The sequence below is a fragment of the Neotamlana sedimentorum genome, assembly GCF_000943565.1.
GTDB lineage: Bacteria > Bacteroidota > Bacteroidia > Flavobacteriales > Flavobacteriaceae > Neotamlana > Neotamlana sedimentorum.
In genome coordinates, this window is the sequence record NZ_JTDW01000004.1 from 339,595 (window position 1) to 366,588 (window position 26,994).

Consider the following 26,994-nt stretch of genomic DNA (forward strand, 5'->3'; position numbering starts at 1 on the left):
TGTTTTTTCTTATAATTTACATAAATCGACAATCAACGAGAGTTTAATAAATGTTAAATGTATGCTTATTTTTTGTTAAACACATAGGTATAAATCCACATTAACGTAAATGTTGGTATAACATCAAAACCTGGTAAAGCCTCTTCAACTACAGAAATTAAACCTGCTATTTTTCCTGGTTTACCTTTGTAAAGCTTCGTCATTAACCAACCAGAAACTGGTGCCCAAATAATATCAGAAAATTCGCCAACTCCAGGAATTATAAACGATACATAACCAAGTGCATCTAAAACTAGGCCTATTAATAGTTTTTTGTATTTATCTTTCATTTAATAAAATTTAATAACATACTATAAACAAGAAGTGTACCGTTTTAAACAATTATTTCCCAATGAGTTTTAAAAATTCGTTTCGCGTTTCAATTTTTTCGAATTGACCACGAAAACCAGATGTTGTAGTTGTTGAGTTTTGTTTTTGTACTCCACGCATCATCATGCACATATGGGCTGCCTCAATTACCACAGCAACACCTTGAGGTTGTAAAGTATCGTTAATACAATCTAGAATTTGCTCGGTTAAACGTTCTTGTACTTGTAAACGTCGCGCAAAAACATCGACAATTCTTGGTAATTTACTAAGCCCAACAATATGGCCATTTGGTATATATGCAATATGTGCTTTTCCAAAAAAAGGTAAAATATGATGCTCGCATAATGAATATAACTCGATGTCTTTAACAATCACCATTTCGTTATAAGACTCTTTAAACATGGCGCCTTTTAATATTTCTACAGGATCCTGCTCGTAACCTTGAGTTAGAAACTGCATAGCTTTTGCGGCTCGTTCTGGCGTTTTTAATAGGCCTTCACGTTTGGTGTCTTCTCCTAAATCATCAATAATGTGCTTGTAACGTGCTTTTACATCGTCGGTTACCTTCATATTGTATTCTTCAAACTTATTATATGGCATAATTGTAATTTTTTCGACAATAAAAATACAAAATACTTGTTTGTAAAACTTTAAACAAATTCCTCGTTATTAAAAAAAAGAAAATAAAGGGATTATTGTAGATAAGCACATAAAATAGTAATTTCACGAATAATTAAAGTTTATAATGGTCGAGGCAAAAAACATTCATAAATATTATGGCGATTTACACGTATTAAAAGGTGTAAATCTTGAAATAAAAAATGGTGAAATTATTTCAATCGTTGGTGCGTCAGGGGCCGGTAAAACAACCTTACTTCAAATTTTAAGCACCTTAGATAAAGCCTCAAAGGACATTGATTTTCAGCTTAAAATAAATGAACAAATTGTTCATAATTTAAACGATAAAGCTTTAGCAAAATTTAGAAATGAAAACATTGGTTTTATTTTTCAATTTCATCAATTACTACCAGAATTTACAGCCCTAGAAAATGTATGTTTACCAGCTTTTATTAAAGGAACCAAAAAACCTGAAGCCGAAAAAAGAGCCAAAGAACTTTTAGATTTTTTAGGATTATCGCATCGATATAATCACAAACCTAATGAACTTTCTGGCGGAGAACAACAACGCGTTGCTGTTGCAAGAGCTTTAATAAACAATCCTTATTTAATTTTTGCTGATGAACCTTCTGGAAATTTAGATAGCGAATCGGCCGAAAACCTACATAATTTGTTTTTTAAATTACGTGATGAATTCAGACAAACCTTCGTGATTGTAACACATAATGAAGAGTTAGCAAACATGGCAGATAGAAAACTAACCATGGTTGATGGTAAAATAATTTAATTTTAATACAATTTTGTTTAATTTTTTACTATTTTAGTTAAACACAAACTTAACAGTAAATGCAGCTATTGAAACTTCCTTTAAACGAACCACAGAGACTTTTAGCTGTTAAAAGCTATCATTTACCAAAAAACCAAAACGATGTAGACTTTAACAATATTACTGAATTAGCCTGTTCTATTACCAATTTACCCAATGCCTTAATATCGATAGTTGATGAAAAAGAAGTATGGTTTAAGTCGGCAAAAGGTATGGACATATGTAGTACGGATAGAAGTTTATCCTTTTGCAGTTATGCAGTAGCTAGCGAAAACGACGTTTATATTATTGAAAATACTAAAAAAGACTCCAATTTTAAAAACCATCCATTTGTAAAAAATAACGAACCTATTATATTTTATGCTGGCGTATGTTTAAAAGATAACAACAACCATAAATTAGGTACGCTTTGCGTTATAGACCATAAAGAAAATAAGCTAAATAACGAACAAATTGAGTCGCTAAAAATACTTGCTAAACAAGTTGTAAAACTTATTGAACTTAACAAGAGCAACACAAAACTTAAACAAACTAAACGTAAACTAATTAAGAAAAATAAAATGCTTAAAGGCTTTGCTTCGCAGGTGGCACACGATATGAAAATGCCTTTAGCTAATATGATTTTAACCACCGATATTTTAAAATCGAAATACAAAACTAACATCGACGAGAAAGGTACTGGCTATTTAAACAACATTAAAAACGCGTCATTATCGTTAAGCAGCTATATAAACAATCTTCTTAATTATTACGAAAACAGTAGTGTCGACAAAAAAAATGTAAGTTGTTTTTCTTTCAATCAACTTTTAGAAGAAGTGATTGATATTTTAAATATTAAAGTGAATTGCACTATGAACTTACCAGACAAAGATTTTGATATTGTTACCAATCGTGCTGCTCTAGAACTTATTCTGCTTAATTTAATTACCAATAGTTTAAAGTACAACAACAAAGCAGAAACCATTATAGATGTTACTTTAAACACCGAAAATGACGACTTCAATCTTGTTACTGTAAAAGATAATGGTATTGGAATACCTAAAGAAAAGCAAAAGAAAATATTTAAGCTATTTTCAATCGCCGAAGAGACCGATCGTTTTGGGCAAAGAGGTCATGGTATTGGACTTTCAACCGTAAAAAAGTTAGTTACTAAATTAGGTGGAACTATTAGCGTAAAATCTACTGTTGGAGCAGGTAGTGCTTTTAGTTTTTCAATAAAAAAATAAAGCCAACGAAATCATTATTTTCGTTAGCCTTATTTTATTTGATCTTGTTAAATTATTGAAATTATCCCGATTTATTAAGGAAAAAACATTTCATTTAAGAAGCTGCTCTTTTATACTTATTGGTTTTAAAATTTAATCTCCAAAAGGATAAGAAACTCCTAAAATGGTAATTGTAGACTCGGCATAATCAATTTTTATTCCACTAAAAACGCCTAAAGTAACATCAAGGATACCAGATTCTATATTACGCGGTAATAAGGTAAAATGCAAAGCTTCATCGGTAGTTAGGCTGTAATTTACACCTTTAGAACTTATTCCAGATTGAGAACCTTCAAACAAATATTCGTCGTCCCAAATATTAAGAGGTGTTGTTTCGCCAGCTATCCAAGTTCTTATCACATTTTCGGTATAATGTATACTTTCGTTTTCTAGATTTGTAATTTTCCCATTAGTAATAGTCACTTCAAACTGTAAATTTTCATCATCATTTTCACCTAAATTTTCTGCAACATGTATACCTTCAACTTTATAATCGTTATGATAAAAATTAGTAAATGTTGTGGTATGAACACTACCTTCAATGCGATACCAATTTGTAGAAATAATCGTAATAATTCCTTTTCTGGTAATACCATCTCGTCCTAAAACACCTTCGCCATAATCAATAGTAATTGTTTTTGGAAAAGTGCTTAAATCGAAAGGCTCAATGGTTACAATCGCCTCATCTTTTGTATTTGATGATTTAGCTGAAGCTGAAGTTTCGGCAGTTAAAACATTATCTCCGCTATTATTTCCAACATCTTGAAATACTTTATTAACCGTTACATATTCTGTTAAAGCTTCAACCGCAGCAGTAGAATCAGTCACATTGCTAATACGCTCATTATCACAACTAAATAATACTATTCCTAAAATAAAAAATAAACTTTTATACATCTCTTATTGTTTTTTTACGATATGAAAATAACGTAAAATGAAAATTATATTGTAGTAAAACAGTAAATAGTTGATTGTTTTTGAATTAACTCGTATTTCATCGGTAATTTTAGGCAGAATTATATTTTTATATAAAAACATTATAGTTACAATCTTACATTTTTTTCGTAAATTACAAGTAGTACCAACTCACTAAAATCACCACATTATGAGACTATTTATTACTGCCGCATTAGTTTTTTGTTTGATTTTTTCATGCAAAACCGACTCTAAAAACCAACACATCGACGCGCAAGCCGCAAAAAAACAGCACACCTTAATTGGCGTTTGGGAAATGGTTGGCTATTACAATTACAGAAACAATAAAATTTTAGATTCGTTTATGAGTAGCGATTCTTATAAGCAAATCAAAATTTACACACCTACAAAGGTTATGTGGAGTCGCTTAAACAAACTAGATTCTACTGATTATTTTGGTTATGGCGATTACAAAACCACAGACAGCACATTACACGAAAATTTAGTTTTTGGCTCGAATGTGGTTAATAAATTTATTGATGGCGATCATGGTCATCATTTCTATTTTGAACTTGAATTAGATAAAAATAAGTTTAGCCAAATTGAACTAGACGAAAACGGCGACAGAATTTTAGCCGAAAATTATATGCGTATTGAATAACTGTTTTATAAACTGTTGTTATTTTTGAATAAAAATTTACATTGAATAACGATATCTCTATTTTAGATTTAAAAGATTTTTTAGACGAAAAGGTTGAAACCTACAACAACCCTAAATTTATTGAAAGCGACCCAATACAAATTCCTCACACGTTCTCTAAAAAGGAAGATATTGAAATTGCTGGTTTTTTAACAGCAACAATTGCTTGGGGTAACCGAAAAAGCATCATCAATAACGCAAAAAAACTAATGGCTTTGTTAGATAATGCGCCGCACGATTTTGTTATAAACCATAATGAAGCCGATTTAAAAAAACTGGAACCTTTTGTGCATCGTACGTTTAACGGTATCGATTGTATAACTTTTATTAGTGCGCTTCAAAATATCTATTTGAACCATAACGGATTAGAGCATTTATTTTACAAATTAAACCAAAACAACCTGCAAATAGCGATTTCAAAATTTAAGACTGTTTTCTTTGAGGTTGAACATTTACAACGCACCCAAAAACACATTAGTGATCCGTTAAAAAAATCGGCAGCTAAAAGAATTAACATGTATTTGCGCTGGATGATTAGAAAAGATAATGCCGGTGTAGATTTTGGTATTTGGGACAGCCTCTCTCCTAGCGAACTATCCTGCCCGCTCGATGTACATTCTGGAAACGTTGCTCGTAAATTGGGCTTGCTAAGCAGAAAACAAAACGATGCTAAAGCACTTAACGAATTGGATGTGAATTTAAGAATACTCGATAAAAACGATCCTGTTAAATACGATTTTGCCTTATTCGGCTTAGGAGTTTTTGAAAAATTCTAATAAAAAAGACTGGTAAAACCAGTCTTTTTTATTAGAATTTTTAAAAGAAATTACCCTTTTAACCAAGCTTTACGTAAAGTTTTTTGAGCTTCGGTAGCATCTGCTTTTTCCATTAAGCCTTCACCTGTTGTATAAGTTTTAGTAACTTTTGTTTTTATAACAATCTCTTCACCATCTCTAACTAAAACAATTTCAACATCGCTTCCTGGTTTCCAGCTAAATATTTGTTGTAAAATGGCATTAGCGTTTAGCATTGTTAACGCTGTTCCTCCAACACTTTTAATAATATCGTTTGGCTTAGCTCCATTATCGGCCCAGAAACTATTTTTTTCAACAGCTTCGGTAAAGAAAATGGTACCATTTTCTGGGTTACCACTTACAATTGGTGCGTTATTCATTAAAATATAATTAGTTTCAACTTTGCCTTCAGCAATTTCCAAACCTACTTTATTAAAAAATTCGATGTAATTAATTGGTGTATCTCCAACAACATGAGTGTTTAAAAATGCTCCAATACTTGGGTAAGTCATGGCCGTAATTTCCTCAATTAACTTATCGTCTTCAAATGGTTTGCTTTTACCATATTTATTCGATAATTCTTTCATTAATGATAAAACACCTCGGTTTCCGTTGCTTGCTTCTCGCATTAAAATATCAACACACATACCAATTAACGCTCCTTTTTGGTATACGTTAGCATATTGATCTTTATAAGGGTTTTTCAGTACATTTTCACTCATTATGGTAAAACTCATCGCATCATTATAACGTTCCTTAGATAACTGAATTTTTTCATAAATTTTATTGTAAAAATCTGCTTCACTCACCAAATCTTGATCTACCTGAAATAAGGTTGCAAAATATTCGGTAATACCTTCATACATCCATAAATGTTTTGAGAAAGTTGGCTTGTTGTAATCGAAATAATGTACATCTTCAGAATGCACACTTAATGGCGTTACAATATGAAAAAATTCATGCGAAACCACATCGGTCATACTTTCTGCTAAGGCATCTTCGTCCATAGATTCTGGTAAAACTACCACAGTAGATGTATGATGCTCTAAGGCACCAAAACCTTTTGCCGAATCCTCTTTCCCTTCAGATAAATACAAGTAAATATCATATCGCGGTGTAGAATTTATGTCTCCCAAATAAGCTTTTTGGGCTTTCATCATTTTAAAAACCGTTTCTTTTAACGATTTAGCCGAATGTACTTTGTTTGGCGAGTACACACTTAAAACAATTTTTATATCGCCTACTTCAAATTCTTCAACTTCTAAATTACCATACATCATTGGGTTATCGGTAATATCGAAATAACGTGGTGCAAAATAACTTGTGGTAAGTGATTTACCGTCTTCGCTAGCTTCAGAACTTATAGTTTGTAAAGCCGAAGTACGATTAAAATCGGCAGCAGCCGTAACATCTAATTTATATTGACTGTTTTTTAACGAATCAAAATACCCAATAAATCCGTGCAAATTTAACACGTAGTTTTTAGGTTCAATGTTCGTTCCAGAAGGCGAAAAAGGCACTTCTTTACCAATACCGCCTACCTTTTCTTGGTCGAAAGTATCGTTAACTAAATAGGTTATTTTGTCTAATTGTGTAGCATTGCTAATCGTCCATGTATTGGTATCAACTTTTGTTACGGGTAATTCGTTTCCGTTGTAATCAATTGCTTTAAAATCTTCTACATATTTACCAAAATCACTCACCGAGTAAGTTCCTTGTACAACACGGGGTAACCTATAAGTTACAGTTTCGGTAACAAAACGTCCTGGATTAATAGTTACAGGCGCTTTATCGTCGCTTACATTGGTTAAATTAATTGAGGTTTCAATTGGCAACGTAGTAGCTAAATCGGCAGGTGTTTTTGCTCCGCCACAACTTGCTAATACCATACCTGCTGCAATTAAAGCAGGAAAAAATTTAAAATTCATTTATTTAGAGTTTATTTTTTATGTGACGTGCAAAGTACCAATATGTTACTGTTATTCCTCTTAACAATATGTTAAAATGAGAATTCTGTATATTCGCCACATGCAAACAAACTTGGTAAGTATATTAACCCCTTTTAAAAACACCGATGCCTTTATTGGCGAGTGTATTCAATCCATTATTAGTCAAACTTATACCAACTGGGAATTAATAATTATAGACGATCATTCTACCGATAACAGCTATAATATTGTTAACGCTTTCGCGGAAAATGAACCAAGAATTAAATTACTTAAAAACTCAGGAAATGGCATTATCGATGCCTTGCAACTCGCTTTTAAAACCAGTACTGGTGAATTTATTACTAGAATGGATAGCGATGATATTATGACAGAAAATAAACTCGAAGTTTTAGTAAATCAGTTGAAAGAGCACGGAAAAAAACACGTAGCCACAGGATTGGTAAAATATTTCTCTGATGCTGGCATAAGCGACGGCTACCAACAATATGAAACTTGGATTAACAACCTCACAAAAACCGGAAGCAATTACAACGAAATTTATAAGGAATGTGTTATTGCCTCACCTTGCTGGATGCTTTATCGAGACGATTTAATTGCTTGTGATGCTTTTAACCCCAATTTATATCCAGAAGATTACGACCTAACATTTAGGTTTTATAAAAATAAATACAAATGCATACCAAGTAACCAATTACTGCATTACTGGCGCGATTATAGCTACCGAACTTCGCGAACCCATGAACATTATGCCTTAAACCATTTTATCGATTTAAAATTAATGCACTTTTTAGACATCGATTATAATCCAAATAAAAATTTAGTGATTTGGGGTGCAGGAAATAAAGGTAAACTTATTGCAAAAACCTTGGTCGATAAGGATATTCCGTTTACTTGGATTTGCGATAACCCAAACAAAATTGGAAAAGCAATTTATGGTGTTACATTACAACCTTTTATGAATTTAGCTTCGGTTGAAAATTCGCAAAGTATAGTAACTGTAGCTAATAAAATTGCACAAAAAGAAATCCACAAATACATGGCAACCATAAAAAAGCAACCTGTTATTGATTATATTTTCTTTTGTTAATAAAATTTGTCGTGTGCATTTTCTATATTTGACAAACAATAAATAGGAATGCAGTTTAAACACCCCGAAATTCTTTACGCTCTTTTTCTTCTGCTCATCCCTATTATTGTTCATCTTTTTCAGCTTCGAAAGTTTCAAAAAGTAGCGTTTACCAATGTGGCCTTTTTAAAAGAAGCTACACAACAAACTCGAAAAAACAAACAATTAAAAAAATGGCTATTGCTTTTAACTAGGTTATTGCTTTTAGCCGCATTAGTACTGGCTTTTGCACAACCATTTATTGCTAAAACCAATAGTTTTAAAGCCGAAAAAGAAACCGTAATTTATATCGACAATTCCTTTAGCATGCAGGCCAAAGGCCCTAAAGGAGAATTGTTTAAGCGTGCTATTCAAGACTTAATTACAAATATTCCAGAAGACGAAAACATTTCTATTTTTACAAACAATACGAGCTATAAAAACACGACAATTAAGGCCATAAAAAACGATTTGTTACAGCTAAATTATTCAGCAAACCCTACAAATCTTAATGCCATTTTATTAAAAGGAAAATCGAATTTTTCTAATAAAAAAAATACACTTAAAAACTTTCTGATGATTAGCGATTTTCAGAAAAGCAACTTAAATCTTGAAGCCGAAAACGATACACTTACACAATTACATTTAGTAAAACTAGAACCTGTAAACAGCAATAACATTGCCATTGATAGTGCTTATATTAGTAAAACCACAGCAAATATAATCGAGCTAAAAGTACTTTTAAAAAATAGTGGTATTTCGGTTGAAAACTTACCGATTTCTTTGTTTAATGGAGATAAACTCATTGCCAAAACATCGGTGTCAATTAACAAAGAAGCCGAAACTACCTTTTCGCTTCCTGCAAACCAAATTATTAATGGTAAAATAGAAATTGATGATTCGAATTTAGATTTTGATAATACCTTGTTTTTTAACATCAACAATACTAAAAAAATTAATGTATTAACAATTAATGGAGCAACAGACAGTTTCTTAAAACGCATTTTTACAAAAGATGAATTTAATTATTCATCTACACCCGAAAACCAACTAAATTACAACAGTATTACTGAACAGAATTTAATTGTTTTAAATGAGTTGAATAGTATACCTGTTTCTTTAACCACGACTTTAAAGCAATTTACCAATCAAGGCGGTGCTTTAATAGTAATTCCATCAACCAACACAAATATTGATGCATACAATCCTTTTTTAAATGCCTTTCAATTTAATTTTTCAAATTTCATTACTTCCGAAAAACGCATAACAACTATAAATTACGGGCATCCACTTTTTAATAATGGTGTTTTCGAAAAACAAGTAAACAACTTTCAATACCCAAAAGTAAATACCTTTTACAAAATAGCTTCAGCTGGAATAGCTCCTGTTTTACAGTTTGAAGATAAGAGTTTGTTTCTTGGTCAGCGCCAAAACACTTTTGTATTTGCTTCGGCCTTCAATAGTAAAAATTCAAACTTTAAGAATTCGCCACTTATTGTACCAACGCTTTATAACATTGCGAAACAAAGTTTTAAAATACCTAAACTTTACTACCAAATTGGTACAGAAAACACCATTGATGTTGACACAAAATTACAACAGGACGAAGTGCTTACTTTAGTTAATAAAGACATTAACATAATACCAAAACAACAGTATTTTAACAATAAAGTTGTGGTAACAACTAACGAAAAGCCTGAAATTTCTGGGATATATAGTATTAACCGAAAAACGGAAACCATAGACCATTTAAGTTTTAATTACAACCGTATTGAAAGTGATTTGGTTTACAGTAATTTACCAACCCTAAAACATATAAATTACAGCAATTCAATTAACAGCATTTTTGATACCATAAAAAGTAACACAAATGTTAATGCGCTATGGAAATGGTTTATTATTTTTGCCCTAGTATTATTACTAATTGAAATGCTCATATTAAAATACTTTAAATGAACATACTTGTAAAATCTGCTACAATATTAGATTCTAAGAGTGATTTCCATAACACCACTCAAGATATTTTAATTGAAAATGGTATGATTACCCAAATTAATTCATCTATTGAAAACCCGAAGAATTATAAAGAAATTTCTTTAAAAAACCTTCATGTATCGCGCGGTTGGTTCGATAGCAGCGTTAGTTTTGGAGAACCTGGTTACGAAGAACGCGAAACTATTGCAAACGGATTAAAAACTGCGGCATCATCTGGGTTTACAAGTATTGCTTTAAATGCAAATTCAAATCCGGTAATCGATTCTAATGCCGATATCACTTTTATAAATGCTAAGTCTGCCAACAACATTGTAAATTTATTGCCAATTGGAGCACTTACCGTAAAAAGTGACGGCGAGGATTTAGCCGAACTTTACGATATGCATTCGGCAGGAGCCATAGCCTTTTACGATTATAAAAAACCAATTAAAAACCCGAATCTAGTTAAAATTGCACTACAATATGCTAGTAATTTTGGCGGACTGGTTTGTTCTTTTCCGTTTGAGCGTAAAATTGCTGGTTTAGGGGTTATGAACGAGCATATAACAAGTACAAAATTAGGCTTAAAAGGTATTCCCGCTTTAGCAGAAGAATTACAAGTGGCTCGCGATTTATTTTTATTAGAATATACAGGAGGGAAATTACACATTCCAACAATTTCTACGGCAAAATCAGTAGCCTTAATTCGTGAAGCAAAACAGAAAAAATTAGATGTTACATGTAGTGTAGCCATACATAATTTATATTTTACAGATGATGTTTTAACAGATTTTGACACTAATTATAAAGTGATGCCACCGTTACGTATTCAAAGCGATATTGATGCTTTAATTGAAGGCGTAAAAGATGGCACAGTCGATTTTGTTACAAGCGACCACACCCCTATAGATATTGAACAAAAGAAAATAGAATTTGACCACGCCGCATACGGGACCATTGGTTTAGAAAGTACTTTTGGCACCTTACAATGTATTTTTACACTTAAAAAAACGATAGAACTGCTTACTAAAAACACCATGCGTTTTGGCTTAAAAAGTATGCCTATTGCCATTGGTGAACAGGCAAATTTAACCCTATTTAATCCTGACGAAAAGTACCGTTTTACCAAAAGTAATATTGTTTCCACCTCGAAAAATGCCATTTTTGAAAACGAAACTTTAAAAGGAAAAGTATACGGTATTATCGCTAATAATCAATCACACTTAAATTAAAATTAATTGACAAATCAAGATATTCAAGAAGGCAAAACACTAGGTATTGTTGCTTATTTAACCTTTATTGGGCTTATTTATTCTATTTTTAAAAATATAGATAAAAAGAATCCGTTTATAGCGTTTCATTGCCGACAAATGCTAGGCTTAATTTTAATGCTAATTTTCTCCAACATTACCGAAAAATATGTGAATAGCTGGTTAGGAACGGTCTGCTGGTATATAACTTTTGCCTGCTGGATTTACAGCTTAATTATTGCTAGTAAAGGCGAAACAAAATTAATACCTTATTTAGGCAAACTATTTCAAGATTGGTTTGCTAACATTGGAAAATAAAACATGAATACATCTCTCCCACTTTATCACATTACAAGACCATCAAGTTTAAAAGAAAACGCGCCTTTATTAATCATGTTTCATGGTTACGGAAGCGATGAAAACGATTTGTTCTCTTTTGCAACAGAATTGCCAGAAGAATTGTTTATTATTTCGGTACGAGCACCTTACCCAATGCAACCTTATGGTAATGCTTGGTATGCTATAAATTTTGATGCTGAAAAAGGAAAATGGAGCGATAACCAACAAGCCATACAATCGCGTGACTTAATTGCCAATTTTATTGATAAAGCGGTTGAAACATATCCTGTTAATAAAAACAACGTCACACTTTTAGGTTTTAGCCAAGGCTGTATTTTAAGTTTCGCTGTAGCTTTAACTTATCCTGAAAAAGTAAAAAACGTTATTGGTTTAAGTGGTTATATAAACAAAGATATTTTACCTGAAGATATAGAAACTAAAGATTATAGTAATTTAGATGTTTACACCTCTCATGGTAGCGTAGATCAAGTTATTCCTGTTACTTGGGCACAACAAACACCACCGTTTTTAACGTATTTAAAAATAAAACATAAATACAACGAATTTCCTGTTGGACATGGCGTTGCGCCACAAAACTTTTTTGAGTTTAAAGAATGGTTAAAATCTAGGATTTAATTACTTATAAAACCAAACACTTCGTTAAAGTGTCTTCGTAAATAGCTTCGTATTGCGGTACAATAGCATGTAAATCGAACTTTATAGCTTCAGCTCTAGCGTTTGCTTTAAAAGTTTCTAGGCGTTTTTCATCTTTTAAAATGTAAAGCGCATTTTTTGTCATATCATCAACATCGCCAACATCACTTAAAAAACCAGTTACTCCTTGTTTGTTTACTTCAGAAATTCCGCCAGCATTACTAGAAATTACAGGCACACTAGAACTCATAGCTTCTAAAGCCGCTAGACCAAAACTTTCTGCTTCCGATGGCAACAGGAATAAATCACTATAACATAAAATCTTATCGATTTCATTACTTTTTCCTAGAAATGCTACTTTATCATAAATTCCCAATTCGTTACAACGCTGTTCAACCTTTTCGCGTTCTGGCCCTTCGCCAACTAACATTAATTTTGCAGGTATTTCCTTTTGAATGTTATAAAAAACCGAAATAACATCTTGTACACGTTTTACCGGACGTAAATTACTGATGTGTGTAATAATGCGTTCTTCTGGTTTTGCCATCATACTACGCTGGCAATCTGTAAAATGATCACCATATTTTTCTAAATCGATAAAATTAGGCACTACGCTAATGTGTCGTTTTATGTCGAATAACCTTAGCGTGTCGTTTTTTAAACTTTCTGAAACAGCCGTAACGGCATCAGATTTGTTAATGCTAAAAGTAACTGCTGGTTTATAAAATGGATGATTTCCTACCAACGTAATATCAGTACCATGAAGCGTAGTTACAATAGGAACAAAAATACCTTCTTCGCGAAGCATTTTTTTCGCCATATAAGCAGCATAAGCATGCGGAATTGCATAATGAACATGAAGTATATCAATTTTATAAAGTTTTACCATATCTACCAATTTACTCGATAAAGCCAACTCGTATGGTTGATAATGAAATAATGGATATTCTGGAACATTTACCTCATGATAATGCACATTATTACTAATTAATTCTAACCTTACAGGTTGATTATATGTTATAAAATGTACTTCATGGCCACGTTTAGAAAGTTCTAATCCTAACTCTGTTGCCACAACACCACTACCGCCAAATGTTGGGTAGCACACTATTCCTATTTTCATCTTCTAAATTTTATATACTAAAAACAGCTTAGTTTTTAATCTTCTATAGCTTCGTAAATTAAACGTTGAATTTCGGTTCTAATATTTTCTCGTAATAATAAATTTTTTCCAGCCGAAGTTGGATACGTTCTATTTGCTAAAAACACGTACACTAATTCTTCTTCCGGATCTGCCCAAGTATATGTTCCTGTAAATCCAGAATGCCCAAAACTAGACATACTAACACAACCACATGTTGGCCCTGATTCTCCCAATTGTGGTTTATCGAACCCAATACCGCGTCGGTTATAATTATCACAAAAATAGCAGGTATTAAATTTATCGACCGTTGAAGGTTTTAAATATTGCTTACCTCCATAAAAGCCTTTTTGTAAATACATTTGCATAATTTTCGCTACATCGTTAGCGTTACTAAACACGCCTGCATGACCTCCAACACCATTTTGCATTGCCGCTCCCATATCGTGAACATATCCGCGAACCTCTTGGTAACGATAATAATCGTCTATTTCGGTAGGGATAATTTTCTTTCCACTTATTCGCTTATAAGGGTTATACATGGTATAATTTGCTCCTAAAGGCTTGTAAAAATGTGTTTGAATCAAATCTTCTAACGATTGGTCGTAATGTTGCTCAATAAATTTCTTTAAAATATAATATGGGAAATCGCTATACCTATATCTCAACCTACTTAACAACTCAGAATCTTTAATAATTTCGGGTAAAGAATCCTGATAATCAGTTCGTAAATACAAATTCTTAGCAACTTCAACATTAAAAGCCTCACTACGCTTATTTCTATAATATTTTTCACTTGGTCGCCTTGTAACCGAATCTAAAGTTTTATAATAAAACGGTTCCCAAGGACGTAATCGTGCATAATGCGACAACATTGTTTTTATTGTAACATTGGTTTTGTTCGACGATTTGTATTCTGGTAAAATGGTAGACAATTTCGTATCTAAATTAATGACTCCTTGTTCTTCGAGTTCCATTAAAAGTGGTAATGTGGACAAAATTTTTGTTAACGACGCTAAATCGTAAATATCATCGTAATCAACTTTTTCATCACCTTTATAAGTATGCTTACCAAAATTTTTGTTGTAAATAACTTTTCCTTCGCGAGCAACAAGCAATTGAATACCTGGTGTCATCATAGAATCTACCGCTACTTTGGCAACAGAATCTATACGATTTAATTTTTCAGAATTCATCCCAACGCGTTCAGGGAAACTATAGCCTAATCGTTTTACTGCAACCGTTGGTAGTCCTTCGCCAACTACAAACTGATCTCCAGCAGAAACTGGCAGATTTCCTTTTGCTCCAAGGGCTCCAAAAATAATTTCGGCCGATGTTTCTTGCGCTATGTCACTATTTTGGTAACTCACCAAAATGCTTTCTATGTCATCGATGTTTTTTAAATCCATGAGCGCATATGGTTTCACAAATAAATCTAAAATTACTTTATGTGTTTTAGCTATAGATTCTATCCAAGTTATTTGATCGTTAGTAAATTTATAGGGTTTCCAAGGCGAATCGTTAGATCGATGCAAACCAATAATTACCGTATTATAAGCTTGTAATTTAGAAGTTAAATCTTCAAAATTATTAGGCGTATCTGCTTCAATTTTATGAATTTTAGTGTAGCGTTTTAAAGCATTAAAAAAGACTTCGCCACTTGCGTCACCTAAACCAACATAAGCTAATTTTTGTTGCTCTAAATTTTGAATAGGAACCACATTTAATCGATTTTGAACCAGAGTTATGGCATTTTCCATAAGCTCCTCATACAACATGTCGTCGCTTAATCTATTTAAATCCTTTGTTAAATTATACAACCCAACTGGTTCGTAATTATGCAACCCAACTTTGTATTTCGCTTGTAAAATCTTTTTAACAGAATAGGCTAAACGTTCTTCGGTTATATCACCTTTATTATAAGCTTCAACAATTTTAGACACGCCTTTTTCTACATCTTCCGACATTAACATCACATCATTTCCAGCTTTAAAAGCAGCCAAATCTATAGCGCCAACTTCGTCAAAATTTGCAGCACCTTTCATGGTTAAAGCATCGGTAAAAATTAACCCTTGAAAACCTAATTTTTCTTTTAAAATACCAGTTACAATAGGTTTAGATAGAGATGAAGGCACTCCAGAAGCATCTAAACTCGGTACGTTTAAATGTGCCACCATAACGCTTGCAAGTCCGTTGTTTATTAATTTTTTGTAAGGATAAAGCTCTATGGAATCGATGCGTTTTTCGGTAAAACTGATTGATGGCAAGGTTTTATGAGAATCTTGATTGGTATCGCCATGTCCTGGAAAATGTTTTGCATTTCCTAAAACCCCTGCATCTTGCATGCCTTTCATAAATGCTGAAGCTTTTTCGGTAACATTATCGCGATCTTCGCCAAACGATCGGTTTCCAATAATAGGATTATCGGGATTGGTGTTAATATCGACATCTGGAGCGAAATTAAAATGCACACCTAATCGTTTACAATGTTCGCCTATATGTTTTCCTGTTTGTTCTATTAAGGCTTTATTTTTAATAGCTCCAAGCGTCATATTCCAAGGAAAAGCATAAGTAGAATCTAAGCGCATGCTTAAACCCCATTCGGCATCCATTCCTATTAATAATGGAATTTTAGACAATGCTTGTAATTCGTTATTCAATTTGGCTTGTCTTACTGGTCCACCAAGCGAATAAATAATACCTCCAATATGGTGTTTATTTATAATATCGATTATTTCTCGTTGCTTGGTTGCATTTTGGCTAGACATTACTTGAACCATATACAATTGCCCAACTTTTTCTTGTAAAGTCATGCCATTGTACACACTATCGACCCATTTTTTTTGAGCTTCGACATCTTTGGCCAATAACGGATTTATTGACTGGCTAAAAGCACAAAAAGAAATTAGAAAAAATAGTATACTGGAAACTAAATAACGCATAAAAAGTATTAATTAATAATTATGATGTAATAGCATTATCACATAAATAATCGTGCCAAAATAATACTTTTAAAAAGAAGTTTAAAAGACTTTAAGATAGATTTATAAAGAAATAATTAACCTTTTATAATTACAAATCGATATGCCTATCGTGATATCCTAATAAATATAACACACCATCGAGTCCAATACTAGAAATTGAGCTTTGCGCATTATCTTTCACCTTTGGTTTAGCATGAAAAGCAATACCTAACCCTGCAAGATTAAGCATTTGCAAGTCGTTAGCACCATCTCCAACTGCAATGGTTTGGTTAATATGAATACCTTCTTTATCGGCGATTTCTTTTAAATATTCGGCTTTTTTAGCGCCATTAACAATATCGCCCAAATAGTTACCGGTTAAAGCACCATCTTTAATTTCTAATTGGTTGGCATATACATAATCGATGCCTAATTCCTTTTGTAAATAATGTCCAAAATAGGTAAAACCACCAGATAAAATAGCTGTTTTAAAACCATAGCTTTTTAACGTATCGATTAATCTACGAGCTCCTTTTGTTATAGGAAGTCTTTGGGCAACACCTTGTAAAACTTCTTCGCTTAAACCTTCTAGAAGTTTCATGCGGCGTTTAAAACTCTCGTTAAAATCTATTTCGCCTTGCATGGCAGCTTCAGTAATTGCTTTTACTTTTTCGCCTACGCCTGCAAGTTCTGCTAACTCATCAATAACTTCGGTTTGAATAAGTGTAGAATCCATATCGAAACACACCAAGCGGCGGTTACGACGGTAAATATTATCTTCTTGAAATGCAATATCCACATCTAAATCTCGTGAAATTTGCATGAATTTTTCGGTTAAATCTGATTTCTTTTCCAAACGTCCACGAATCGATAACTCAATTGACGCTCTTGGATATTCGTCTTGTTTCACCAACGATAATCGGCCTGTTAAACGCTTAATCGCATCAATGTTTAAGTTTTTTTCTGAAATGACTTTAGTGACTTCGGCAATTTGGTTTGCAGCCAACTTTTCTCCTAAAATTGTTACAATGTAACGATCTTTACCTTGTAAACTAACCCAATCTTCATAATCGGCTAGCGAAATTGGAGTAAATTTAGCTGTAATTCCTAACTCGTAAGCTTTAAATAATAAATCTTTTTGTACAGCTGAAGATTTTTCGCCAGATTCAATTTCGAACATTAAACCTAAAGATAAGGTATCATGTATATTTGCCTGACCAATATCAAGTATTTTACCATCATAAGTTGCTAAAACACTTGTTAATTCTGCTGTTAAACCTGGTTTATCTTGTCCTGAAATATTTAGTAAAAAAATATCGTTAGCCATAATCTATTAAAACTATAATAAGCTGTAAAAATGCCTATTCTAATTGAATTATAAAAGTTTTTTAAGGTAAATTACTTTTAAATTATTTAATAAAACGACTATGCCAACTTTCGCTTGCTGGCACTTCCCAGTTTTCGCTTAACTCGGCCACATTGGTTACCAGATTATTAAAGACAATTGTCTTTTTTGAAATAGCTTTGTCTTTCGCCATTTTTTTAAAATCGGTTAGCGACTTATAAGCTACAAACTCACCTTGTTTGTAAGACACGTTCATTTTATCCATTAAATCGACCTTATAGGTTTGTTCTAAATCTTGAATAAAACGTACCGACGCATCAATGGAGCAACCTGTAGCTTTGTTAAGGTCTTGGTTTAACCCTATAATTATAAAACGCTTATATTTTATTGTGTAAGCAGCTTGTAAATCGCTTCCATGAGCCGTCCAGCTTTCAATAAAAACATTTAATTTCTCCTGTATTTCTTGAAGCTCATCCTCCGAAAAAGAACGATTCGCTTGGTATATCCAAACTCTTGAAGTTTCTGGTAATGTATTAAAATCTACTAGCATTTTTTTTATTAATGTGAGATGTTTAGACGATGCTTTACATCACATGTTATAAATCTTGTGAATTTGCTATAATTTCAGCAATATCTAAAACAGCAATTTCACTTTCTTTTTCTTTAAATTTAATTCCATCGGTCATCATCGTATTACAATACGGACAACCTGTAGCAATAATTTCAGGATTCGTTTTAAGCGCATCTTCGGTACGAAGTACATTTACATCTTTATCTCCTTTTTCTGGTTCTTTAAACATTTGCGCCCCACCTGCTCCACAACATAAGGATGTGCGCTTGTGGCGTTTCATTTCTACAAGCTCTATTCCTGCTAACTTTAGTAAATCGCGAGGTACTTCGTAAACACCATTTGCACGTCCTAAATAACAAGGATCGTGAAATGTTACGCGTGTGCCTTTATAAGTTGTTGTTGCAGGTTTTATACGACCTTCATCGAACAATTGCTTAATAAATTGCGTGTGGTGTAAAACCTCGTAATTACCACCTAATTCTGGATATTCATTTTTAAAAGTATTGTAAGAATGTGGATCGGCAGTTACTATTTTTTTTACTTTGTAGGCATTTAAAACCTCAATATTAGTTACGGCTTGCATTTGAAACAAAAACTCGTTTCCGGCACGCTTAGCAGCATCGCCGGTACTGCTTTCTTCCGTTCCTAAAACGGCAAAATCTACATTGGCTTTATTTAAAATTTTAACAAAAGCACGTGTTATTTTTTTAGCTCTATCGTCGTAACTACCAGCAGAACCAACCCAAAAAAGTATTTCGGGCGTTTTTCCTGCAGCCATTAAATCGGCAATTGTTGGTACTTTTAATGTTTCGCTCATGGTATTTATTCTGATTTCTTTGTACTCTCAAGCATTAAATTTTGCTTGTATTCTTTTGCTTTTTCTAACAATTCCGAAGGTAAAATTTGATACACCAACGGCGAATCGGCATCGTAATTTAAAACCGTCCATTCATTATTACTTTCTTTATCTTTTAATGCTATTGTCATACTATTATTAGCAAAAACATCAAGCGTATTGTTAGAAATAAAATTTACTTCCATGCCTTTAGACTTCATGATATTTTTCATCATGTCTTGCGAAGCTTCATCAAACTCTTGGTCTTTAAAACTCATTTTCATTTTCATATCATATGAAATAAAGGCGTATTTTAAGGTGTCTTGTATATTAAACACCTCAGATACTTTAAAGTCTGGTTTTTCCTCTGGCATATCTATGGACACAGCTCCATTACCTTCAAAAGTACTTTTAAAAATTTCTTTTAAAGATTCTTTAGGCACAATGCTAAAAACCTTTGGATGCATTTTATCGATAAGCGCATCGTAATTTTTTGTTGCTACATCGTTTAACATAGCATTCGCTATAGTTTTTATTTCTGTAACGTCGGAAGTATTGCTCTGTGCAAAACCTTGACAACTAAAACAAAATACTAACGTTAAAAACAATAGTTTAAAATACTTCATTTTAATATTTATTTGATGCGTTTTCATTGGATTCATCTTGGTTTTCATTTTTCTCTTCTTCTTCTTTTAAATTGGCAAAGTCTTCTTTAGAAACTCTTATATAAACGGCGTGTCGATACAAGCCATTTAACATTCGAACTCCCTTAGCATTACGAATTAGAAAAGTTTGTCGTTTAGCTTCTTCTGATATTTTTTCTTTTTGATATTCTGAACAATAATCGCAAAACACATGTTTTACTTTAATGGATGTCGCATTGCCGTCCACATAATCTATGGTTGCATATGCTTTAATTTGAAGCGAATCGCGTTGATAACCTACCTGCGCTTGTATTGAACTAAAAGCCAATAACAAAATTAACGCTATGGTAAGTTGGGTTTTCATACATTATTCGTCTTTCCAGTTTAATCTGTCCATTTGGTTATAAGGCCATGGCGCACCGTTATTTTCAATATTAGTCATCATATTGTTTAACTCGGTTGGTGCTGCACTTTGTTCCATAACTAAATAACGACGCATATCTAAAATTATTGACAACGGATTAATACTTACCGGACAAGCCTCGACACAAGCATTACAAGTAGTACAAGCCCAAAGCTCTTCGCGTGTAATATAATTGTCTAAAAGTTGTTTACCATCATCTTTAAATTCGCCTTTATTCGCATCGATATTTTTACCAACTTCTTCTAAGCGATCGCGCGTATCCATCATTATTTTACGAGGCGAAAGTTTTTTACCTGTTAAATTTGCAGGACATTCGCTGGTACATCTTCCACATTCTGTACATGTATAAGCATTAAGAAGTTGTACCCAATTTAAATCGGCAACATCTGAAGCACCAAATTTTGCAGGTACATCATCGGCTTCATCTTCGGCTGGAGCTGCAAATGGATCGACGTTAGGATCCATCATCATTTTTACTTCTTTTGTAACCGCTTCAAGATTATTAAATTGTCCTTTAGGTGTTAATTTTGCATAAAATGTATTTGGAAACGCCAACAGAATATGTAAGTGTTTTGAGTAATACAAATAGTTTAAAAACACTAAAATACCTAGAATATGTAACCACCAAGCACTGCGCTCGATTATATGAAGTACTCCTTCTGATAAACCTGAAAATATAGGCGTAATAAATTGACTGATTACGTTACCAGCATTCATGGCTTGAAAATGTACATCGGTTGCATTCATAACCAAAAACAAGGTCATTAAAACAAGTTCGAAATATAAAATATAATTTCCATCGTTTTTTGGCCAACCTTTCATTTCGCTTTTCCAGAAACGCTTTAATTTTATAATGTTTCGGCGTACCCAAAAAGCTAAAATTGATATGATAACCAATACAGCCAAAACTTCGAAGCTACCAATTAAAAAGCCGTAAACACTTCCTAGTGACGAAAAAACACGATGGGTGCCAAATACACCATCAATTATAATTTCTAACACTTCTAAATTTATAATTATAAAACCTAGATAAACAATTATATGTAGAATACCGGCAACTGGCCTACGTACCATTTTGCTTTGTCCAAGCGCAATCATAGCCATATTTTTCCAACGTTGCGACTTATTACCGCTAACATCGGCATCTTGACCTAATTTTATATTACGGATAAGTTTTTTTACATTTTTTGCAAAAAAACCTATACCCGCAATTAGTGCAATTACAAAGAGAATATTGGGAATAAATTTCATCAAGTTTAGTTAGTTTGTGGTTCTTCGTAAGGTATTTCTTTTTTAGATAAAATCCTAAAATAGCGTTTAGGGTGAAGTTTTATATCTTGTAGAAGCGCTTCTAACTCCTTAGTTGCTCCTTCTAAATTATTATACAAAGCTTCATCTTCTACTAATTTACCTAGTGTTCCGTCGCCTTTATTTACTTTATCTAATACACCATTTAAATTTGTTAAAGTGCTGTTTAAAGTAGCTATTATATTGCCTAAATTCGCTTCTTTTAATTCGGAAACAACTACAGATAAATCGGCACTCATAGTTTTGAAATTCACCAATAATTCTTCAATTGATGCATCATTTTTTCCTATTAAACTATTTACAGAATTTGAAGTCCCTTTAAACGATTTTAATGTTTGATTAAGCTCATAAATTGTTGCTTTTAAACCTTGATTGCTATCATCCTTAACCAACCTGTTTAAGCTAGACATAAGCGTATCGGCAGATTTTAGTGTTAGATCTAAATCGCTACTTAAACCTGAAAAGTTTTTTGATAAACTGGAAACCAATCCTACTTCAACTTCAGACTCAAGTACGTCTCCAGGTTTTGCCAATTCGCCATCTTTACTAATAATAATTGCTAAACCATTACCGCCCATTAGTCCTGTTTCGTACATACGAATTTTACTGTTTTTAGAAAATTTTAATTGCTCGTTTACCAAAAAAGCTACTCTGGTTTTACCCGTTGCATAATCATATTTTATTTCAGTAACCTTACCTACGGGATTTCCTTTTACAGTAACTACCGACGATGGTGTTAAAGCATTATAATTAAACTCTGTGTAATAAGTATTATTAGACTCTAGTAGATTTTGTCCTTTTAAATATTTAAACCCAAAAATAAAAAGGAGTATTCCTAATACAACTAAAATGCCTGTTTTGATTTCTTTTGATATCTTCAAAATAATAGTTTTTAAACAAATTTAAGACAAATTTAAAAACAAACATTACTAATTGGCCTTCGATTTTATAGCCTCCATAATTTCTATTTTCTTACCATCTTTAAAAGCAACAACGAAGCAAGACCCATAACCTTTTTTCTTGGCTTCTTCTTCTAAGATTTTAGTTTGCTCATAATTAGTTGTATAACCGTAAAAATATTTATATAGATTTCCATCTTTTAATCGCGAAATATTATCTAACCCATTAAAATTATACGGTTTTGTTTCGAGTGCTTTTGAACTTGCTGCTATTTGAATTTTAAAAACCACGTCGTTATTACTTGATATACCCTCGGATGTATTAGAATTGTTTTCATATATAGTCCCAACATTACCGTCTAACTTCTTTTTATAATCTAAAATAGCATCCGTTATAGCTGAAGAAATTTGTAATTGCCCTCTTGAAGAATTTAAATAAGCACCTTCTTGTCTGTATGTTAAAAATCCTAACTCTACTAAAACACTAGGCATCACCGTTTGATGCAATACAATAAATCCAGCTTGCTTTACACCTCTGTTTTTACGCTTCAAATCATTAGTAAACTTTTTTTGAATAGCGCTTGCCAACATAATACTTTGATCTAAATACTCTTCCTGACTTAAAAGAATACTCATTACCGATTCTGGAGAATTAGGATCGAAACCGTCATAGTTTTTTTCGTAATCGTCCTCCATGAATATAACAGAGTTCTCATTTTTAGCGACATTAAAATTGGTTTCATTTCTATGTGTTCCTAAAACAAAAGTTTCGGTACCATGAGCAGTCGACCCTGGCTTGTGTGCATTACAATGCACCGACACAAACAAATCTGCATTCGCCTTATTTGCAATTTTACCACGTACAAAAAGGTCTACAAACTTATCGGTTTTTCTTGTGTATATTACTTTAATGTTTGGGTTTTTCTCTAATACCTTACCTACTTGTAAAACCACTTTTAAAGCAATATCCTTTTCTTTATAACCGCTTCCGGTATTCCCAGAATCCTTACCGCCATGACCTGCATCAAGAACCACAACAAATTCTTTTTTTTGATTGGTTTTACTTTGTGCTGTAAATGAAGAAAATGTTAATACTATTATAAAGCATACGAAAAGGTATACTCGTGGCGTTTTTAAAAGATGAATTTTGTTTTTTTTTATTTAATTCCATGAATATTTATTTATAACACGGTTTATTTCAATTTTAAAATTTATATTTTTTTTGAAAGAATACGAATTAAAGCTAATATTTGCACTCAATAAAAACAGGGTATTTTATTAATTAAAATTTTTAATTAAATAATAAATCAATCCCAGAAAAATATATGTAATTTTGGCAATTCAAAAACCGAGCCATACTTTTACAAAAATACATTTAAAAGCGTTGCGTACAAACAACATTAAAATACTTTTTGCACTAAGTTTTACAATGTTTATTAACATGTTAAGCTATGCTCAAGACATCCCGAAAAAGAAAGCCAGTATTAAGCGAACAGAAAAAGATGTTGTATTGAAAGAAACCGATTCGCTTACTACTTTAGAGCTTACGGATTTAGAAATTGAACAAGATTCTACGATAACTGACTCGGTTAAACCCAAAAAAGAATTACTAGAACATAAGGTGGTTTACCATGCCGATGATTATACTAGATTTAGCCAAAAAGACCACAAACTCTATTTATACAATAATGCTTCGATTGATTATGGCGATATGAATATTAAAGCCGGTATGATAATTATCGATCATGTAAACAGTACGGTTTACGCCAAAGGTATTGTAGATTCCACAGGAGCATACACACAAAAACCTGTTTTTAAACAATCGAATAATGAAGTAGAACCAGATTCCATTTTATTTAATACAAAATCTAAAAAAGCATTAATTTACAATTCTAAAACCGCTCAAGGCGAAGGAACTGTTATTGCCAACATTACCAAAAAAGAAAACGATTCGGTTTACTTTTTAAAAAATGCTAAATATACTACTTCGGAAAATCTAGATGATCCAGAATATTATATAAAACTTAGAAAAGCAAAAATTGTACCTGGAAAAAAAATAGTAACAGGCTTAGCCAATTTATTTATTTACGACGTTCCTACACCTTTAGGATTACCATTTGGATTTTTTCCACAAAGCGAAAAGCACACTTCTGGTGTTATTTTCCCAACATTTGGAGAAAATAATACACGTGGATTCTTTTTACAAAATGGAGGTTACTATTTTGCCATAAACGATTATGTAGATTTGGCTGTAATGGGAGATTATTACACCAACGGCAGTTACGGTTTACGTATTGAAAATGCATATAATAAACGCTATAAATACAGAGGAAACTTTGCCTTACGATACGAGAATTTAATTAATAGCGAACGTGGTTTTTCAGATTATTCTCGAAATTTAATTTATAACATTCGTTGGTCGCATAGTCAAGACTCAAAAGCAAGTCCGAGTTCCCGTTTTTCGGCATCTGTAAACTTAGGTAGTAGTCGTTATTATCAAAACTCAATTAACCAAGTAAATGCAGGATCTTATTTAAATAATACATTATCATCTTCTATCTCTTATTCTAAAACATTTTCTGGGGAGCCTGAAGTTAGCTATAGTTTAGCTGCAACACATTCTCAGAACTCCAATACTGAAGTTATTAATATGACTCTACCAACTCTACAAGCAAGTGTGGGTAGAATATACCCATTAGCACCAAAAGAAGGCTCTAAAAAAGGGTTAATTCAAAATTTAAACTTACAATATAATATTCGAGGAGAAAACCAAATTACAACTACAGATTCATTATTCTTTAAAAAAGAAATGTTTGAAGAAGCAAAATTAGGTTTCCAACATTCTATTCCTTTAAGCACAAACTTTAAATTGTTTAAATATTTTAGCATGAGTGCTAGTACAAGCTACAATGAGGTTTGGACTTTTAAAACTGTTAAAAAACAATTTGACGAGGTAAATCGAGAAGTAATTACCGACACGATTAACGGTTTTGATGCCTTTAGAACTTACAATTTTAGTACCAGTTTAGGAACTACTGTTTATGGTATGTTTAACTTTGAAAAGAAAGGTAAAAACCCAAAAATTCAAAAGATAAGGCATGTTATGAGACCTTCTATAAGTTATAATATCAATCCAGCTTTCGATCAATATTATGACTCTTACGAAGTGGTTAGTGCAGATGGTTTAACAACGAGTGATGTAGAATATACAAGATTTGAACAAAGCATTTTTGGAACACCAAATAAAAATTTTTCAAGCTCCATGGGTATTTCTTTAGCCAACAATTTTGAAGCTAAAGTTAGAGATAAAGATAGCACCGCAACCGAACCCAAAACCATAAAGTTACTTAATAATTTAAACTTTTCTACAGCTTACAATTTTGCTGGAGACTCCCTGCAATGGAGCCCTATTAGAATGAGTGGAGGTACACAATTTTTTAACAACAAAATGAGTTTAAATTTTGGGGCAACTTTAGACCCGTATGCACTTGATAATAACAACAGCAAAATCAATAAATTTAATATTGATAATGGTGGAAGTTTATTTAGACTTACAAGTGCTAATTTAACTGCAAGTTGGTCTATATCAAGTAAATCGGGAGACAAAAAAAATGATGACGATAAGCAGCGGGGTATAAATGAAAATTTACAAAGCGGCGGTCGTGATGACGATTTATTTGGAGTACCACAAGATTTTGCAAACGACCAAATTCAAGAAAAAAAGCAAAAAGAGGATGATGTTCCCAAAGAATTCTATAATTTTAAAATCCCTTGGAATTTAAGACTCGCTTATGCGGTAAATTACTCGAATTCTGCCAGACAGAACGAAATATCGTCGCATTCATTAATGTTTTCTGGCGATGTTGAACTTACCGAAAATTGGTCGATTGGAGCATCTTCTGGTTACGATTTAAAAAATGCAGGTTTTACCTATACACAACTACGTTTTGAACGTGAACTTATGAGTTGGCGAATGAATTTTAGCTGGATTCCATTTAGTTCGAATGCCTCTTGGAACTTTTTTATCGGAATTAAATCTAGTTTACTATCCGATTTAAAATACGAAAAACGTCGTCAACCCGACCGATCATTATAATCTATATCGA

24 protein-coding genes are annotated in these 26,994 nt (G+C 32.5%); 10 read left to right on the plus strand and 14 right to left on the minus strand.

The window, feature by feature from the left end:
- Positions 1-65 precede the first annotated feature (65 nt).
- Together PW52_RS06385 and folE are read right to left on the minus strand one after the other, a co-directional pair.
- Positions 66-329, minus strand: coding sequence for a hypothetical protein (locus PW52_RS06385; protein ID WP_044632089.1), 264 nt, complete (start codon positions 327-329; stop codon positions 66-68).
- Positions 330-381: 52 nt separating this feature from the next.
- Positions 382-969 (minus strand): GTP cyclohydrolase I FolE, encoded by a 588-nt coding sequence (folE, locus tag PW52_RS06390; RefSeq protein WP_044632090.1) that lies wholly within the window; start codon positions 967-969, stop codon positions 382-384.
- Between the two features lie 145 nt (positions 970-1,114).
- On the opposite strand from folE, the gene PW52_RS06395 reads away from it, so the two are divergent.
- Both PW52_RS06395 and PW52_RS06400 read left to right on the plus strand, forming a co-directional pair.
- Positions 1,115-1,774: an ABC transporter ATP-binding protein gene (locus PW52_RS06395; RefSeq protein WP_044632091.1), complete on the plus strand. Its 660-nt coding sequence runs from the start codon at positions 1,115-1,117 to the stop codon at positions 1,772-1,774.
- A gap of 59 nt (positions 1,775-1,833) precedes the next feature.
- A complete protein-coding gene (locus tag PW52_RS06400; protein ID WP_044632092.1) occupies positions 1,834-3,039 on the plus strand; it encodes a GAF domain-containing sensor histidine kinase in 1,206 nt (401 codons plus the stop codon).
- 132 nt (positions 3,040-3,171) lie between these two features.
- Here the strand turns inward: PW52_RS06400 and PW52_RS06405 are convergent, their stop codons facing one another.
- A complete protein-coding gene (locus PW52_RS06405; RefSeq protein WP_044632093.1) occupies positions 3,172-3,975 on the minus strand; it encodes a hypothetical protein in 804 nt (267 codons plus the stop codon).
- A gap of 208 nt (positions 3,976-4,183) precedes the next feature.
- On the opposite strand from PW52_RS06405, the gene PW52_RS06410 reads away from it, so the two are divergent.
- Both PW52_RS06410 and PW52_RS06415 read left to right on the plus strand, forming a co-directional pair.
- Positions 4,184-4,654 carry a hypothetical protein gene (locus PW52_RS06410; RefSeq protein ID WP_052823403.1) on the plus strand — a complete coding sequence of 157 codons (471 nt, stop codon included), beginning with the start codon at positions 4,184-4,186 and terminating at the stop codon, positions 4,652-4,654.
- 41 nt (positions 4,655-4,695) lie between these two features.
- Entirely contained in the window at positions 4,696-5,469 is a 774-nt protein-coding gene (locus PW52_RS06415) for a TIGR02757 family protein (protein ID WP_394331356.1), read from the plus strand.
- 50 nt (positions 5,470-5,519) lie between these two features.
- On the opposite strand, the gene PW52_RS06420 is transcribed toward PW52_RS06415, so the two are convergent.
- Complete coding sequence (locus PW52_RS06420; RefSeq protein WP_044632094.1) at positions 5,520-7,415, minus strand: M61 family metallopeptidase; 1,896 nt, start codon at positions 7,413-7,415, stop codon at positions 5,520-5,522.
- A 76-nt stretch (positions 7,416-7,491) separates the two neighbouring features.
- On the opposite strand from PW52_RS06420, the gene PW52_RS06425 reads away from it, so the two are divergent.
- Genes PW52_RS06425 through PW52_RS06445 form a run of 5 tightly spaced genes read left to right on the plus strand, consistent with a single transcriptional unit; the run spans position 7,492 to position 12,740 of the window.
- Positions 7,492-8,523, plus strand: a complete 1,032-nt coding sequence (locus tag PW52_RS06425) for a glycosyltransferase family 2 protein (RefSeq protein WP_240475153.1) — start codon at positions 7,492-7,494, stop codon at positions 8,521-8,523.
- Positions 8,524-8,571: 48 nt separating this feature from the next.
- Positions 8,572-10,497, plus strand: coding sequence for a BatA domain-containing protein (locus PW52_RS06430; protein ID WP_044632096.1), 1,926 nt, complete (start codon positions 8,572-8,574; stop codon positions 10,495-10,497).
- Positions 10,494-11,747: a dihydroorotase gene (locus PW52_RS06435; RefSeq protein WP_044632097.1), complete on the plus strand. Its 1,254-nt coding sequence runs from the start codon at positions 10,494-10,496 to the stop codon at positions 11,745-11,747. The genes PW52_RS06430 and PW52_RS06435 overlap by 4 nt, the downstream gene beginning before the upstream one ends.
- Positions 11,748-11,753: 6 nt before the next feature.
- Positions 11,754-12,083: a hypothetical protein gene (locus PW52_RS06440; protein ID WP_044632098.1), complete on the plus strand. Its 330-nt coding sequence runs from the start codon at positions 11,754-11,756 to the stop codon at positions 12,081-12,083.
- A gap of 3 nt (positions 12,084-12,086) precedes the next feature.
- A complete protein-coding gene (locus tag PW52_RS06445; RefSeq protein WP_044632099.1) occupies positions 12,087-12,740 on the plus strand; it encodes an alpha/beta hydrolase in 654 nt (217 codons plus the stop codon).
- A 4-nt stretch (positions 12,741-12,744) separates the two neighbouring features.
- Here the strand turns inward: PW52_RS06445 and bshA are convergent, their stop codons facing one another.
- From bshA to PW52_RS06495, 10 genes are all read right to left on the minus strand, one after another.
- A complete protein-coding gene (gene bshA / locus PW52_RS06450) occupies positions 12,745-13,881 on the minus strand; it encodes an N-acetyl-alpha-D-glucosaminyl L-malate synthase BshA (RefSeq protein ID WP_044632100.1) in 1,137 nt (378 codons plus the stop codon).
- A 35-nt stretch (positions 13,882-13,916) separates the two neighbouring features.
- On the minus strand, positions 13,917-16,841 hold the full coding sequence (locus PW52_RS06455) for a glycoside hydrolase family 3 N-terminal domain-containing protein (RefSeq protein ID WP_044632101.1): 2,925 nt from the start codon (positions 16,839-16,841) through the stop codon (positions 13,917-13,919).
- A gap of 130 nt (positions 16,842-16,971) precedes the next feature.
- Entirely contained in the window at positions 16,972-18,189 is a 1,218-nt protein-coding gene (serB, locus tag PW52_RS06460; protein WP_044632102.1) for a phosphoserine phosphatase SerB, read from the minus strand.
- An 82-nt stretch (positions 18,190-18,271) separates the two neighbouring features.
- Positions 18,272-18,757: a hypothetical protein gene (locus tag PW52_RS06465; RefSeq protein ID WP_044632103.1), complete on the minus strand. Its 486-nt coding sequence runs from the start codon at positions 18,755-18,757 to the stop codon at positions 18,272-18,274.
- Between the two features lie 46 nt (positions 18,758-18,803).
- Positions 18,804-19,595 carry a (Fe-S)-binding protein gene (locus tag PW52_RS06470; protein WP_044632104.1) on the minus strand — a complete coding sequence of 264 codons (792 nt, stop codon included), beginning with the start codon at positions 19,593-19,595 and terminating at the stop codon, positions 18,804-18,806.
- 5 nt (positions 19,596-19,600) lie between these two features.
- The gene (locus PW52_RS06475; RefSeq protein WP_131453981.1) at positions 19,601-20,239 is read right to left on the minus strand and encodes a hypothetical protein; all 639 of its coding nucleotides are present in this window, start codon (positions 20,237-20,239) and stop codon (positions 19,601-19,603) included.
- Between the two features lies 1 nt (position 20,240).
- Complete coding sequence (locus PW52_RS06480; protein ID WP_044632106.1) at positions 20,241-20,621, minus strand: hypothetical protein; 381 nt, start codon at positions 20,619-20,621, stop codon at positions 20,241-20,243.
- A 3-nt stretch (positions 20,622-20,624) separates the two neighbouring features.
- Positions 20,625-21,932: a (Fe-S)-binding protein gene (locus tag PW52_RS06485; RefSeq protein ID WP_044632107.1), complete on the minus strand. Its 1,308-nt coding sequence runs from the start codon at positions 21,930-21,932 to the stop codon at positions 20,625-20,627.
- A gap of 5 nt (positions 21,933-21,937) precedes the next feature.
- A complete protein-coding gene (locus PW52_RS06490; RefSeq protein WP_044632108.1) occupies positions 21,938-22,870 on the minus strand; it encodes an MlaD family protein in 933 nt (310 codons plus the stop codon).
- Positions 22,871-22,918: 48 nt separating this feature from the next.
- On the minus strand, positions 22,919-24,034 hold the full coding sequence (locus PW52_RS06495; RefSeq protein WP_082050851.1) for an N-acetylmuramoyl-L-alanine amidase family protein: 1,116 nt from the start codon (positions 24,032-24,034) through the stop codon (positions 22,919-22,921).
- 187 nt (positions 24,035-24,221) lie between these two features.
- On the opposite strand from PW52_RS06495, the gene PW52_RS06500 reads away from it, so the two are divergent.
- Positions 24,222-26,984 (plus strand): putative LPS assembly protein LptD, encoded by a 2,763-nt coding sequence (locus tag PW52_RS06500; protein ID WP_044632110.1) that lies wholly within the window; start codon positions 24,222-24,224, stop codon positions 26,982-26,984.
- Positions 26,985-26,994 lie beyond the last annotated feature (10 nt).

What these genes read in the sequence shown, in the direction of transcription:
- serB (WP_044632102.1), bottom strand. Translation starts at nt 18,189, where the DNA reads ATGGCTAACGATATTTTTTTACTAAATATTTCAGGACAAGATAAACCA.
- PW52_RS06435 (WP_044632097.1), top strand. Translation starts at nt 10,494, where the DNA reads ATGAACATACTTGTAAAATCTGCTACAATATTAGATTCTAAGAGTGAT.
- PW52_RS06485 (WP_044632107.1), bottom strand. Translation starts at nt 21,932, where the DNA reads ATGAAATTTATTCCCAATATTCTCTTTGTAATTGCACTAATTGCGGGT.
- PW52_RS06405 (WP_044632093.1), bottom strand. Translation starts at nt 3,975, where the DNA reads ATGTATAAAAGTTTATTTTTTATTTTAGGAATAGTATTATTTAGTTGT.
- PW52_RS06480 (WP_044632106.1), bottom strand. Translation starts at nt 20,621, where the DNA reads ATGAAAACCCAACTTACCATAGCGTTAATTTTGTTATTGGCTTTTAGT.
- bshA (WP_044632100.1), bottom strand. Translation starts at nt 13,881, where the DNA reads ATGAAAATAGGAATAGTGTGCTACCCAACATTTGGCGGTAGTGGTGTT.
- PW52_RS06420 (WP_044632094.1), bottom strand. Translation starts at nt 7,415, where the DNA reads ATGAATTTTAAATTTTTTCCTGCTTTAATTGCAGCAGGTATGGTATTA.
- PW52_RS06475 (WP_131453981.1), bottom strand. Translation starts at nt 20,239, where the DNA reads ATGAAGTATTTTAAACTATTGTTTTTAACGTTAGTATTTTGTTTTAGT.
- PW52_RS06385 (WP_044632089.1), bottom strand. Translation starts at nt 329, where the DNA reads ATGAAAGATAAATACAAAAAACTATTAATAGGCCTAGTTTTAGATGCA.
- PW52_RS06430 (WP_044632096.1), top strand. Translation starts at nt 8,572, where the DNA reads ATGCAGTTTAAACACCCCGAAATTCTTTACGCTCTTTTTCTTCTGCTC.
- PW52_RS06445 (WP_044632099.1), top strand. Translation starts at nt 12,087, where the DNA reads ATGAATACATCTCTCCCACTTTATCACATTACAAGACCATCAAGTTTA.
- PW52_RS06410 (WP_052823403.1), top strand. Translation starts at nt 4,184, where the DNA reads ATGAGACTATTTATTACTGCCGCATTAGTTTTTTGTTTGATTTTTTCA.
- PW52_RS06455 (WP_044632101.1), bottom strand. Translation starts at nt 16,841, where the DNA reads ATGCGTTATTTAGTTTCCAGTATACTATTTTTTCTAATTTCTTTTTGT.
- PW52_RS06395 (WP_044632091.1), top strand. Translation starts at nt 1,115, where the DNA reads ATGGTCGAGGCAAAAAACATTCATAAATATTATGGCGATTTACACGTA.
- PW52_RS06425 (WP_240475153.1), top strand. Translation starts at nt 7,492, where the DNA reads ATGAGAATTCTGTATATTCGCCACATGCAAACAAACTTGGTAAGTATA.
- PW52_RS06465 (WP_044632103.1), bottom strand. Translation starts at nt 18,757, where the DNA reads ATGCTAGTAGATTTTAATACATTACCAGAAACTTCAAGAGTTTGGATA.
- folE (WP_044632090.1), bottom strand. Translation starts at nt 969, where the DNA reads ATGCCATATAATAAGTTTGAAGAATACAATATGAAGGTAACCGACGAT.
- PW52_RS06400 (WP_044632092.1), top strand. Translation starts at nt 1,834, where the DNA reads ATGCAGCTATTGAAACTTCCTTTAAACGAACCACAGAGACTTTTAGCT.
- PW52_RS06470 (WP_044632104.1), bottom strand. Translation starts at nt 19,595, where the DNA reads ATGAGCGAAACATTAAAAGTACCAACAATTGCCGATTTAATGGCTGCA.